Source organism: Allobosea sp. (assembly GCF_051860145.1).
Taxonomy (GTDB): Bacteria; Pseudomonadota; Alphaproteobacteria; order Rhizobiales; family Beijerinckiaceae; genus Allobosea.
Genome location: NZ_JBHYEM010000010.1, coordinates 173094 through 185473 on the forward strand (window position 1 = coordinate 173094; position 12380 = coordinate 185473).

Genomic DNA, 12380 nt, shown 5'->3' on the forward strand with positions numbered 1-12380 from the left:
CGGCGGCGACGGTAGTGATGCGGCCCTATTCCGACAAGATCAGCGACAGGAGGCGGCGGCAGGCCGGGTCAGACCAGGCCGCCGAGCCGATAGCCGACACCCGGCTCGGTCTCGATCAGCTTCGGCGTTGCCGGGTCGTCCTCCAGCTTCTGGCGGAGCTGCCCGACGAAGACGCGCAGATACTGCACGTCGTGCTCATGGGCCGGGCCCCAGACGGCGGTCAGGATCTGGCGATGGGTCAGGACGCGGCCGTTGCCGCCGGCCAGCGAGGCGAGCAGATCGTATTCCTTCGGCGAGAGCTTCACATGTGCGCCGTCGCGGCTGACGCGGCGGTTGACCAGGTCGATCTCGATGGCGCCCGAGCGGATCACGGCATCGGCGCCCTGGCGCTCGATGCGGTGGCGCAACGCGACGCGCAGGCGCGCCAGCAACTCGCCGACGCCAAAAGGCTTCTCGACATAGTCGTCGGCGCCGGCGTCGAGCGCGTCGATCTTTTCGGTCTCGCGGTCGCGGGCCGACAGGATGATGACAGGGCCTTCGTAGAAGGCGCGCGCCCTGGCGAGCGCCTCCTTGCCGTCCATGTCGGGCAGGCCGAGATCGAGGACCACGGCATCGGGCGGCTTGCGCGCGATCTCGCGCAGCCCGGAGGTGGCGTCGTCGGCGCGCACGGGCTCGTAGCCCGCCGCATCAAGGGCAGGGCCGAGGAAGCGGTGGATCTGCGGTTCGTCGTCGATGACGAGGATGCGCGGGCGGAAAGCGGTCATGGTTCGGCTCCCGGCGCGATGTCCTTGCGCAGGCTGATCAGGATACGCGTGCCGCCCTTGGTTCCGTCCGGCCGATCCTGGATCGGACTTGCCGCCGCGATCCGCCCGCCCATCGCCTCGACGAACCCCTTGGCGATGGCGAGGCCGAGACCGGAACCCTTGCCGCGCTCTCCGGCACGATCGGTCGATTCCTCAAGCCGCCGGAATTTTTCGAAGACGCGTTCGAGTTCGGCGGTCGGAATGCCGCGGCCCTCGTCCTCGATCGAGATCACGACATTTCCCCTGTCCTCATAAGCGGCGGTCTCGATCAGCGAGCCATCCTCGCTATAGGCGATCGCATTTTCCAGGATGTTGACCAGCGCCTGCTCGAGCAGTGCCGGATCGGCCCTGACGGCCGAGAGCTCGGCCGGAAAATCGCGCTGGACACGGCGATTGCCGAGCCGCCGCGAGACGCGCGCAATGGCGGCGGCGATCACGTCGCGCATGTCAGTCCAGTCGCGGCGGGTCACCAGCGCGCCGCCTTCCAGCCGCGTCATGTCGAGCAGGTCGCCGACATAGCGATTGAGCCGCTCGGCCTCCTCGCGGATGGAGAGCAGGAGATCGTCGCGCACCGCCGGTTCCATGGTCCGGCCGAAATCGATCAGCGTCGTCACCGAGCCGAGCACGGTCGCGAGCGGCGTCCGCAGGTCGTGGCTCACCGAATTGAGCAGGGCCGAGCGCAGCCGGTCGCTGCGCCGCAGGGCCTCGGCATCGACGGCGGCGGCGGCGAGCTCGGCCCGCTCCAGCGCGATCGCGCCCTGGTCGAGCAATGCCAGCGCGAAGCGCTCGCTCTCGGCGCCGAGCAGGGCCCTGGGCTCGAAGCCGACGACCCCGGAGCGCGAGCGCACGCCTTGCAGGGGGCGGAAGGTCCAGGCGGCATTCGGCAAGGTGCCGGTCCCGGCGCCGGCCGGCTCGCCACGTGTCCAGGTCCAGCGCGCCGCGGTCATGTCGGCTGTCGTCAGGGCCTCGAGGGTCGGTGCGCCGGCGGCCGCGGCGATCTCCTCGCCATGCGGCAGGAAGACGACGACCTTGCCGGTGGTGGCGGCGGAGAGCTGCTCGGCGAGGATCGCCGCCGCGTCCTCCTTGCGCGCCGCGCCCGAAAGCCGGCGGCTTGCCGCCAGCAACGCGGTGATGGCGGAGGCCCGCCGGGCGGTCGCCCGCACCTGGTCGCGGACGCGGCCCGTCAGCCCGCCCGTCGTCATCGCCACGGCGAAGAAGACGAGGAAGGTCAGCACATCGGCGGGATGGCCGATCCAGAAGGTCAGCAGCGGCTCGAGGAAGAAGAAATTGTAGGCCACGGCTGCGAAGGCGGCAGCGGTGAGCGCCGGCCAGAGGCCGAAAGCCAGCCCCGAGATCAGCACGCTGACCATGAAGAGCATGGCGAGATTGGCGTTCTCGACCTGGCTCTCGATCAGGCGCCCAAGGATGATCGCGCCGCCGACCAGCGCGATGGCGGCGAGATGGCCGCCCCATGCCACGGTCGGCCTCGGTACCGGGACGGCCTGGGCAGTCGCCGGCCCCGACGCGCTTTCGGTGATGATGTGCAGCGCCGCGCCGTTCTGGGCGTCGAGCAGGGCGGGCGCGAGCGGGCGATGGAACCAGGTGCGCCAGCCGCGGCGATGCGACTTGCCGACGACGATCTGGGTCACGTTGTTGCGCCGGGCATATTCGAGCACGGTCGCGACGAGATCGTCTCCGGTCAGCACGACATTGGCCGCGCCGAGCTGCTCGGCGAGCTTGAGCGCCTCGGAAAGGAGCAGGCCGCGTCCAGGGTCGGCCTCTGCACCATTGGGCCGCTCGACATGCGCGACCGTCCAGGGCGCATCCATCATCATGTCGGACAGGCGCCGGCCGGCGCGCACCAGCGAAGTCGCGGTCGCATCCGGGCCGATCAGCACGAGGATGCGTTCCCCGGCGGCCCACGGCCCTTCGACGCCGGCGCGCTTCATCGCCTGGCTGAGCTGATCGTCGACGGTCTGGGCGGCGCGGCGCAGCGCCAGCTCGCGCAGCGCGGTCAGGTTCTCCGGCTTGAAGAAATTGTCGGCGGCGAGGCGGGCGGTCTCGGGCAGGTAGACCTTGCCCTCGGCCATGCGCTGGCGCAGTTCCGTCGGCGTGATGTCGATGAGCTCGATCTCGTCGGCGCGGCCGAGCACGCTGTCGGGCACCGTCTCGCGCTGGCGCACGCCGGTGATCTTCCAGATCACGTCCACCAGGCTTTCGAGATGCTGGACGTTCAGCGTCGTCCAGACGTCGATGCCGGCATCGAGCAACTCGTCCACGTCCTGCCAGCGCTTGGGATGGCGGCTGCCCGGCGCGTTGGAATGGGCATATTCGTCGACCAGCAGCAGGCGCGGCTTGCAGGCGAGAGCGGCGTCGAGATCGAACTCCATCAGGATGCGGTCGCGATGCTCGATCGGCCGCCGCGCCATCACCTCGAGCCCTTCGAGCAGGGCTTCCGTCTCGCGCCGGCCATGGGTCTCGACCACGCCGACCAGGACCTCGCCATGCTCCGCTTGAGCGCGGCGGCCTTGAGTCAGCATCTCGAAGGTCTTGCCGACACCCGGCGCCATGCCCAGGAAAATCTTGAGCCGGCCGCGTTTGCGGCCGGCCTGGGCGAGCAGGGCGTCGGGGTCGGGGCGACCCTCTTCCCGGAATCGCGTCTCGTCTGCTGTCATCGTCTGCGGCTCATGGCGCCTTAGCTTGTGCCTTCGGATAGCGCGCGTCGAGAGCGAGGTTCGCGGTGAGGACATTGACACGTGGCCGGCCGAGGAAGCCGAACGTGTAGCCCTGGGTGTTCTCGGCGATCACGGCCGCGACTGCGGCCGGTGTCGTGTTCCGCGCAGCCGCGATCCGTGCGACCTGACGCGCGGCGTTCTCCGGCGAGACATGGGGGTCGAGCCCGGAGCCGGACGCAGTCACCGCGTCGGCCGGCAGCGGGCCCGGGCCATCGGCGGCGCGCAGCGCGTCCGCATCGCCCTTGATGCGGGTGGCGAGATCCTCGTTCAGCGGCCCGAGATTGGAGCCCGACGAGGACGAGGCGTCATAGCCGTCCTTGCCGGCGGCAGAGGGGCGCGGATGCAGATAGGCCGCATCCTTGAAGTTCTGGCCGATCCATTCCGAGCCGATGACCTCACCGGCCTGGTTGCGGATCAGCGAGCCGCCGGCCTGGGCCGGGAACAGCACCCCGGCCAGGCCCGTCACGGCGAGGGGATAGCCCAGGCCAAGCAGGGCAATGAAGAAGACCATCGAGACGATGGCGGGGCGGAGTTGGGACAACATGGTCGTGGTCCTTGCTTTCTTGTCGTCTCAGGCGAGCTTCAGGGCTGCGACGATCATGTCGATCAGCTTGATGCCGACGAAGGGCGCGATCAGCCCGCCGATGCCGTAGATGGTCAGGTTGCGCGAGAGCAGCTTGGCCGCGCCGATGGCGCGATAGCGCACGCCGCGCAAGGCCAGCGGGATCAGCGCGACGATGACCAGCGCGTTGAAGATCACCGCCGAGAGGATCGCGCTCTGCGGGCTCGACAGGCCCATGACGTTGAGCGCACCGAGCGCCGGCAGCGAGACGACGAACAGCGCCGGGATGATGGCGAAATACTTCGCGACGTCGTTGGCGATCGAGAAGGTGGTGAGCGCGCCGCGCGTGATCAGCAGCTGCTTGCCGACCTCGACGATCTCCAGGACCTTGGTCGGGTCGGAGTCGAGATCGACCATGTTGCCGGCCTCGCGCGCGGCCTGCGCGCCGGTCTGCATCGCGACGCCGACATCGGCCTGCGCGAGGGCAGGGGCGTCGTTGGCGCCGTCGCCGCACATCGCCACCAGCCGGCCCTTGGCCTGCTCGGCGCGGATGATGCGCAGCTTGTCCTCGGGGGTGGCCTCGGCGAGGAAATCGTCGACGCCGGCTTCGGAGGCGATCGCGGCCGCGGTGACGGGATTGTCGCCGGTGATCATCACGGTCCGCACGCCCATGCGGCGCAAATCGGCGAAGCGATCCTTCACGCCGGGCTTCACCACGTCCTTGAGGTGGATGATGCCGATGAGCGCTCCGTTCTCGCTGACGGCGAGCGGCGTGCCACCCGAGCGGGCAATCCGGTCGACCGCCTGGCGCATCTCGGCCGGAACCTGGCTCTCGGCGAGATCGAGCGAGCGCAGCACGGCATCGACCGCGCCCTTGCGCCAGGACTTGCCGTCGGCATCGAGGCCGGACTGGCGCGTCGTCGCACTGAATGGGATCGAGGTCGCGCCGACAGGCGCTTCGGCCGTGACGCCCTGCTCGCGGGCGAGCTCGACGATCGAGCGGCCTTCCGGCGTCTCGTCGGCGAGCGAGGCGATCAGCGCAGCACGCATGGCGCTGTCGGGACGCACGCCCGGCGCCGGCACGACCTCGACCGCCATGCGGTTGCCGAAGGTGATGGTTCCGGTCTTGTCGAGCAGCAAGGTGTCGACGTCGCCGGCGGCCTCGACGGCGCGGCCGGAGGTGGCGAGCACGTTGACCTTGAGCAGCCGGTCCATGCCGGCGATGCCGACGGCGCTGAGCAGGCCGCCGATCGTGGTCGGAATCAGGGTGACGAAGAGGGCTCCCAGCACCATCGGGTCGAGCGTGATGCCCGAGAAGGCGCCGAGCCCGGTCAGCGTGACGACCGCGATCAGGAAGACCAGCGTCAGGCCGGCGAGCAGCACGGCGAGCGCCAGCTCGTTCGGGGTCTTGCGACGGTCGGCGCCTTCCACCATCGCGATCATGCGGTCGAGGAAGGAGGAACCCGGCTGCGAGGTGACCTTCACCTTGATCCAGTCCGAGACGACGGTGGTTCCGCCGGTCACGGCCGAGCGGTCGCCGCCGCTCTCGCGGATCACCGGCGCCGATTCACCGGTGATCGCCGCCTCGTTGACCGAGGCCACGCCCTCGATGATCTCGCCATCGGCAGGGACGACGTCGCCGGCCTCGACCAGCACGATGTCGCCGGGCGCGAGCTCGTGAGCCGGCGTCGGGATCATCGCATTGCGGGCGGGGTCAATGATCAGCTTGGCCTTGGTGGTGACGCGGGTGGAGCGCAGCGCGTCGGCCGCCGCCTTGCCGCGGCCTTCGGCGATGGCCTCGGCAAAATTGGCGAAGAGCACGGTCAGCCAGAGCCAGACCGCGATCTGGATTGGGAAGCCCGCCGGCTGGCCGGCTGATATCGCCACCACGGCCGAGACGGTGGCGAGCGCGGCGACCACTTCGGTCGCGAGGATCACCGGATTGCCGGTGAGGAGGCGGGGATCGAGCTTGCCGAAGGCGCTCTTCAGCGCAGTCAACACGACCCCCTGGTCGACGACGCCGGATTTGGCGAATGAAAGGCTCATGGAACGAGTTCCTCTGTCAGCTCAACGGGAGGCCGCAAGCACTTGGAAGTGCTCGACGATCGGCCCCAGCGCGAGCGCGGGGAAGAATTGCAGGCCACCCAGGATCAGGATGATGCCGACGAGCAGGCCGACGAAGAGCGGACTGTCGCTCGGCAGCGTGCCGGCGGTCGGGGCAAGCTTCGGCTTGGCCGCGAGCGAGCCGGCGATGGCGAGCACCGGCACGATATAGGCGAAGCGGCCAAGCAGCATCGCGATGCCGAGCGTGGTGTTCCACCAGGGCGCATTGGCGGTCAGGCCGGCGAAGGCCGAGCCGTTATTCCCCGTCGCCGAAGAATAAGCGTAGAGGATCTCGGAGAGGCCGTGCGGCCCCTTGTTCAGCAGCCCTTCGAGCGCGACCGGCAGCACGGCGGCGGTCGCCGAGAAGCCGAGGATCGAGAGCGGCAGGATCAGCACCGCCAGCATGGCGAACTTGATCTCGCGCGCCTCGACCTTCTTGCCGAGATATTCCGGCGTCCGCCCGACCATCAGCCCGGCGACGAAGACCGCCAGCAGCGCCATCACGACGATGCCGTAGAGACCGGAACCGACGCCGCCCGGCAGGATCTCGCCGAGCTGCATCATGAACATCGCGACCCCGCCGCCGAGCGGCATGAAGCTGCCATGCATGGAATTGACCGAGCCGTTCGAGGCGCCGGTCGTCTGCGCCGCCCAGATCGACGACGCGGCGGGGCCGAAGCGGACCTCCTTGCCTTCCATATTGGACGGGGCGTCGGTGATGCCGGCCGCGATCATGGCGGGCTGGGGCGTCAGCGTCTCCGACGCGTAGATCGCGGCAGCGGCTGCACCAACCAGGATGACCATGACCGCGAGCAGCGCGCGAGCCTCCTTGCGGGCCAGAGCGACGCGACCGAAGGCGACCACGGTGCCGAAGGCGAGCGCGTTGATCGACGTGGCCTCGATCAGGTTGGTCAGCGGCGTCGGGTTCTCGAACGGATGCGCCGAGTTGACGTTGAAGATGCCGCCGCCATTGGTGCCCCATTGCTTGATCGCCTCCTGCGAGGCGACCGGGAACAGCGAGATCACCTGCTTGGCGCCCTCGACGGTGGAGGCCTCGACATTGGCGAGCAGGCTCTGCGGCACGCCGGCAGCGACGAGCGCGAGCGCGGTGACGATTGAGACCGGCAGCAGCACGTAGAGCGTGGTGCGGGTCAGATCGACCCAGAAATTGCCCAGGTTCTCGCCACGATCGGCCGCGAAGGAACGCGCGACCGCGGCGGCGATCGCCAGGCCCGTGCCAGCCGAGACGAAGTTGTGCACGGTCAGACCCGCCATCTGGCTGAGCGCGCTCATCGTCGCCTCGCCGGCATAAGACTGCCAGTTCGTGTTGGTCACGAAGCTGACCGCTGTGTTGAAGGCGAGATGCGGCGAGAGCCCGTCGAACCCTTGCGGATTGAGCGGCAGCAGGTTCTGGAAGCGCAGCTGCAGGTAGAGCAGCACGAAGCCGGCGGCGCTGAAGGCCAGCACCGCTCCGGCATAGCCCAGCCAGTTCTGCCCCTTGTCGCGATCGATGCCGAAGGCGGCGTAGGCGAGCCTTTCGACCGGCCTCAGGACCGGATCGAGCCAGGTTCGCTCGCCCGCCCAGACGCGCGCCATGAATATTCCGAGCGGCCAACCCATGGCCACCGTCAACGCGATCGTGAAAACGATCTCGGCCCAGCCCCGCCAGTCCATGCGAGGTCTCCTTTTATCTTGTTGTTCAGAAGCGATCGGGGCGCAGCAGCGCGGCGACCATATAGACCGCCAGCCCGAGGGCGGCAGTCGCGTAAAGCACCGTGAGCGCCATGGCCGTCAGACCTTGCGCAGCTGGGCCGCATAGGCCGCAAAGAGCGCGAACGCCCCGAGCCCCAGCGCCAGGAAGAGGATGTCGGCCATGGCCGTGTCTCCGGTTGATCAGGCCCGAGATGTGGTGTTGGCAGCGATAAGGGATCGAGCGGGAAGGGCGGCGAGCGGCATAAGGGGAGCGTAAAGACGATCCGCTGCCGGCCGAGGCCGTCGGCTCCTCTGGAAACGTAACGTCGCTCTGCGTGTGATGTCGAGTCTTGGCGCGTTTGGCGCGAAACCGGGGCGGTTCGCTATTTCCTCGGCAGCCAACCGGCGTAGCGCAGTGTCGGCTGTATCAGCGAGACAGCGACTGTTGCGCCGCCAGCACGAAACTGACGTTCCGCTCGTCGAAAGGCGAGGGCGCCACTCCAAAACCAATTGTTCGTATCATTGGATGTTTCGGCTGACAGCCGCAGTGGCGCCTGTCATGTTGTCCGCTGCCGGAGCTGCCCATGCCACGATCGAACGAACCCGCCTTCACACCGGAAGCGACCATAGGCCCGTTCTATCCCTTCGCCTTCACCGAGGGCTTTGCGCCGTTGGCGGCCATTCCCTCGCCGGGTGTCAGCCACCGCCCGCACGGGCTGCCGATCGCTGTGACGGGGCGGATTCTCGACAGCAATGGCACCGGTGTCCCCAGCATGATCGTGGAGAGCTGGCAGGCCAACGCGGCCGGTCGTTACCGGCACCCGCAGGACAAGAGCCCGCAACCGCTCGATCCGTCCTTCGAGGGTTTCGTCCGGGTTCGAACTGATGAGCTGGGCGTCTATCGCATCGAAACGGTCAAGCCGGGCGCCCATGCGAGCGCTGGCGGGCAGGCCATGCGCGCGCCGCATCTGCGGTTGACCATCTTCGGCTCGGGCATCGACCGGCTCGTGACCTATGTCCATTTCGCCGACGAGCCGCTGAACGAAGCCGACCTGCTTCTCGGGAGCCTGGGGGATGAGCTCCGGCCGCGCCTGCTCGCCGCCCGCGCTCCGGATGACGATGCCGGCGGGTTTGCCGCCTATCGCCTCGACATCGTCCTGCGCGGCGCGGCAGAGACACCCTTCTTCGACGACTGGAAGGTCTAGGACGCCATGAAGCAGGATGTCCCGAGGCGCCTGGCCGTCGTGGTGAACGATCGGGAGAGCGAGACACGCACCCCTTCTCGACCGTTGCGCCCGATACCGCCGGCGGCTCGCGACCCGTTTTCAGCGCAGCCGCCGCTCATGGAATGGGGCGGGCCGCCGCATCTCGATCTTTCTCGGATCGCGCCCGGCCGCCCGGTCGCGCAGGGCGAGGTCATCGACGTGGTCGGACAGATCCTCGACGAGGACGCGCGGCCGGTCGCGCAGGCGCTCGTCGAGATCTGGAACTGCAACAGTTTCGGCCGGTACTCGCATGTCGCCGATCATTCGCCCGACGCGCCGCTCGACCCGCATTTCCGTGGCTTCGGGCGGTTGATGACCGATGCCGACGGCAGGTATCGGCTCCGCACGATTCGGCCGGCCGGCTATCTCGCGCGTGCCGATATCGGCTGGTGGCGGCCGCCTCACATCCATTTCTCGATCCTGGGCAACGGGCCGCGCCTCGTGACGCAGATGTATTTCCCGGGGGAGCCGCTGAACGAGAAGGACCCGATCCACCTCATCATCCCGCCCGGCGAAAGACCCCGGGCCATCGCCAGGAGCGAGGGCGGCGTCCTGCGCTGGGACATCGTCATGCGCGGCCGCCACCAGAGCCATTTCGAGGACGACCATGACTAAAGCATTGGACCGAAAAGTGGAATCCGCTTTCGAAAAAATACGATGCTATAACAAAGAGATAGATCGCCGCTTTGCGTGTGGCAGCACGCACCGCGATCTAGTGGGGCGGCCTGACGCCCTGAGGGCAGGCTCAGTACCAGGGGCGGCCCCAATAGGGGCCCCAGCGCGGCCCCATCATCTGGTCGAAGCGATGGCGGCGTTCGGCGGAGCGGTCCAGATCGACATCGAGCAGGCATTTGGCGAAGGCATCGCTCGCCGGTCGGAAGCCGTAGGAGCGGCAGCGGATTTCGTCGGTGCGGCGCTGCTCCTCGAGCGACACCGTCGTACAGGCGCCCAACGACGCAGCCAGCAGCGCAGCACCAAGCAGTCGGGACGTCTTCATCGCGAGGCTCCGTTCGGCAAGCGAATCATCCTTCGCCGGATTGATGGCTTAGATGTGACTTCGCCGTAGGCAGGCCTGCATGAATCGGCCAGAGCATCGGACCGAAAAGTGGGTTCCACTTTTCGGAAAAATCAGATGCCAAAACAAAGAGATAGATCGCCACTTTGCGTCCGGTAGGACGCACGGCGATCTAATGCGGCGCCTGTCCCGCTTCGGGTACCTCGTAGCCATCCAGGGCATAAGCGCTGATCTTGTTGCGAAGCGTGCGTATCGAGATGCGGAGCATGGTGGCCGCATGCGTGCGGTTCCCACTGGTTTCCCTCAGCGTGGCAAGGATCAGGTCCCGTTCGACATCAGCGACGGGCCGCCCGACGAGTTGATCGGCGGCGTGAGGATTAGGGTCGAATTCGTTCATCGAATCTTCCTTTGTGAGCCCCCCAGCTCCAACTCAGAAGATCGGCGATGATGGCGACCGGAATGGTTAATGATAGGTAAACGAACTGTTATTTGCTGGGACAAAGCCAGCGCCTGGCAAGACAGGCGGCGGCTTTCCCGCCGCCGCCCGCGCCTGCTCAGGACTTGAGCTTCGTGTTGCACTGACTCCAATAGCCACCACCTTTTTCGATCCATTTCAAGGTCCCGTTGGCATTGGCGGTCTTGTTGGCATTGTACTGATCGGCGCAAGTTTTCAACCTGGCCTTGCCAGGAGATTCATCTGAATACTTTTGCGCGATTGCTCGCGGGAATACCGCCGCCTTGGCCCGCCCAGGGGCGGCCGCCGGCTTTGCGGGCGCTGCCGCCGGCGTCGCGGCGGGCGCCTCCGTCACAGCCGCCGCGGCATCGGCCTCGGCGGCATCGTCGTCACCGCATTCGGCCTTGCGGAAGTCGTTCCACTTCTGGCCTTTGAGCGTGTTCGCCTTCTTGGCGTCCTGATATTTGACGCCGCATTCCTTCATCGTCAGCGCCATCGCCGGTGAGGAAACGATGGTCGCGAGCACGAATGCCGACGCAGACGCCAGGATCATGTGTCTCAGCATGGTCGATTCTCCCTTTGTCCGGCCATCCGCCGGTTTGCGGATGCCACTCCATTTTCGCCGCGCAGGCAAGCTTATCGGGACGAGGGCAGGGTAGCGGCCGCTGCAGGCGGCCGAGCCGTCAGGCCGACAGCGTCGAAGCATGAAGAATCACGAAAGCCGGCGATCGTGGATATCGGCGATGCGCTCGCGGATCTCCTGGTGGTCGGCGAGCAGCTTCTGCAGGGGCGTCAGCGGCCGAAAGGCGTGAAGGTCGAGTTCCTCCTCGCCTTGCTCGGCCCAGGCCGCTATCGCCGCGTCGGCTGCCGCCAGGTGGTCGGCTGACGGGGAGGGCGGTGGTGCCGCGCCGGATTCTTCGGTGATTCGCCGGGCAATCTGTCGCCTGAGCTCTTCCGCGAGCTCCAGCATGGCCTCGAGCTCGTCGGTATATGCCATCGGTCGGTCAGCGATCCATCGATTGCGAGCCTGGTTGGCAGGAATGTCGCAACGCAGCCGAGCGTGGGCGTCCTGCGCACTCCAAAACAAATTGCGATATAAAATCAGTCGATCTAGCCTACAACCGATTGCACAACACAACCAGAGTCGCGCAGAGGTACCGCGTGAGGAAGGGAAGTGGATATGGCCAAGCTCGTGTTCGGAATGAACCAGTCCCTGGACGGCTATGTCGACCATATGGCGTTTGGGCCAAGCCCCACGCTCTTCCGCCACTTCATCGAGGAGGCCCAGGGGCAGGCGGGCAGTGTCTACGGTCGCCAGATGTACGAGGTCATGCGTTACTGGGACGACGATCATCCTGAATGGGATGCAGATCGACACGCCTTCGCGGCGGCGTGGCGCAACCAGCCGAAATGGGTCGTCTCGCGCTCGTTGAAATCGGTCGGCCCCAACGCCAGGCTTGTTAAGGATGATCTCGAAGGCGCGATCCGCGAGCTGAAGGCCGGGCGCGACGGCGAGATCGAAGTTGCTGGCCCGGACTTGGCGCGAAGCCTCACTGAACTTGGCTTGATCGATGAGTATCGAATCTACCTGCACCCCGTGGTGCTTGGTCACGGCAAACCCTATTTCGCCGGACCCCGGCCACGGCTCCGCCTTACTGCGAGTGATCGGATTGGCGAGGATGTGATCAGGTTGACCTACGTTCCTGCCTGATCTCGCGACTTCCCGGATGAAAATCGTCGCCGAAGTCCGG

12 protein-coding genes and 1 pseudogene are annotated in these 12380 nt (G+C 67.1%); 3 read left to right on the forward strand and 10 right to left on the reverse strand.

Translation table 11 applies throughout. The features are described from left to right. Positions 1-68: 68 nt before the first annotated feature. From ACTIF2_RS17625 to kdpF, 6 genes are read right to left on the reverse strand one after another with little or no spacing between them, the layout of a single operon-like run. Positions 69-764, reverse strand: a complete 696-nt coding sequence (locus ACTIF2_RS17625; RefSeq protein WP_439498403.1) for a response regulator — start codon at positions 762-764, stop codon at positions 69-71. Beyond that, positions 761-3478 carry a DUF4118 domain-containing protein gene (locus tag ACTIF2_RS17630; protein ID WP_439498404.1) on the reverse strand — a complete coding sequence of 906 codons (2718 nt, stop codon included), beginning with the start codon at positions 3476-3478 and terminating at the stop codon, positions 761-763. Before ACTIF2_RS17630 ends, ACTIF2_RS17625 begins: the two co-directional genes overlap by 4 nt. A 10-nt stretch (positions 3479-3488) precedes the next feature. Then, complete coding sequence (gene kdpC, locus ACTIF2_RS17635; protein WP_439498405.1) at positions 3489-4082, reverse strand: potassium-transporting ATPase subunit KdpC; 594 nt, start codon at positions 4080-4082, stop codon at positions 3489-3491. Positions 4083-4109: 27 nt separating this feature from the next. Continuing rightward, the gene (gene kdpB / locus ACTIF2_RS17640) at positions 4110-6146 is read right to left on the reverse strand and encodes a potassium-transporting ATPase subunit KdpB (RefSeq protein ID WP_439498406.1); all 2037 of its coding nucleotides are present in this window, start codon (positions 6144-6146) and stop codon (positions 4110-4112) included. Between the two features lie 21 nt (positions 6147-6167). Further along, positions 6168-7877 (reverse strand): potassium-transporting ATPase subunit KdpA, encoded by a 1710-nt coding sequence (kdpA, locus tag ACTIF2_RS17645; RefSeq protein WP_439498407.1) that lies wholly within the window; start codon positions 7875-7877, stop codon positions 6168-6170. Between the two features lie 25 nt (positions 7878-7902). Next, positions 7903-7989, reverse strand: a complete 87-nt coding sequence (kdpF, locus tag ACTIF2_RS17650; RefSeq protein ID WP_439498418.1) for a K(+)-transporting ATPase subunit F — start codon at positions 7987-7989, stop codon at positions 7903-7905. A 490-nt stretch (positions 7990-8479) separates the two neighbouring features. Between kdpF and pcaG the strand changes: the two genes are divergently transcribed. Further along, positions 8480-9100 carry a protocatechuate 3,4-dioxygenase subunit alpha gene (pcaG, locus tag ACTIF2_RS17655; RefSeq protein ID WP_439498408.1) on the forward strand — a complete coding sequence of 207 codons (621 nt, stop codon included), beginning with the start codon at positions 8480-8482 and terminating at the stop codon, positions 9098-9100. Between the two features lie 6 nt (positions 9101-9106). Next, entirely contained in the window at positions 9107-9775 is a 669-nt protein-coding gene (locus ACTIF2_RS17660) for a dioxygenase family protein (RefSeq protein WP_439498409.1), read from the forward strand. Between the two features lie 130 nt (positions 9776-9905). Here the strand turns inward: ACTIF2_RS17660 and ACTIF2_RS17665 are convergent, their stop codons facing one another. The 4 genes and pseudogenes from ACTIF2_RS17665 to ACTIF2_RS17680 form a co-directional block, all read right to left on the reverse strand. After that, entirely contained in the window at positions 9906-10157 is a 252-nt protein-coding gene (locus ACTIF2_RS17665; protein ID WP_439498410.1) for a hypothetical protein, read from the reverse strand. Between the two features lie 190 nt (positions 10158-10347). After that, a pseudogene (locus tag ACTIF2_RS17670) lies at positions 10348-10533 on the reverse strand (helix-turn-helix domain-containing protein); the annotation flags it as partial. Between the two features lie 196 nt (positions 10534-10729). Then, positions 10730-11194 carry a hypothetical protein gene (locus tag ACTIF2_RS17675; protein ID WP_439498411.1) on the reverse strand — a complete coding sequence of 155 codons (465 nt, stop codon included), beginning with the start codon at positions 11192-11194 and terminating at the stop codon, positions 10730-10732. Between the two features lie 147 nt (positions 11195-11341). Further along, positions 11342-11599, reverse strand: coding sequence for a TilS substrate-binding domain-containing protein (locus ACTIF2_RS17680; protein ID WP_439498412.1), 258 nt, complete (start codon positions 11597-11599; stop codon positions 11342-11344). 210 nt (positions 11600-11809) lie between these two features. Here ACTIF2_RS17680 and ACTIF2_RS17685 point away from each other — a divergent pair, with 210 nt between their 5' ends. Next, positions 11810-12340 (forward strand): dihydrofolate reductase family protein, encoded by a 531-nt coding sequence (locus ACTIF2_RS17685; RefSeq protein ID WP_439498413.1) that lies wholly within the window; start codon positions 11810-11812, stop codon positions 12338-12340. Positions 12341-12380 lie beyond the last annotated feature (40 nt).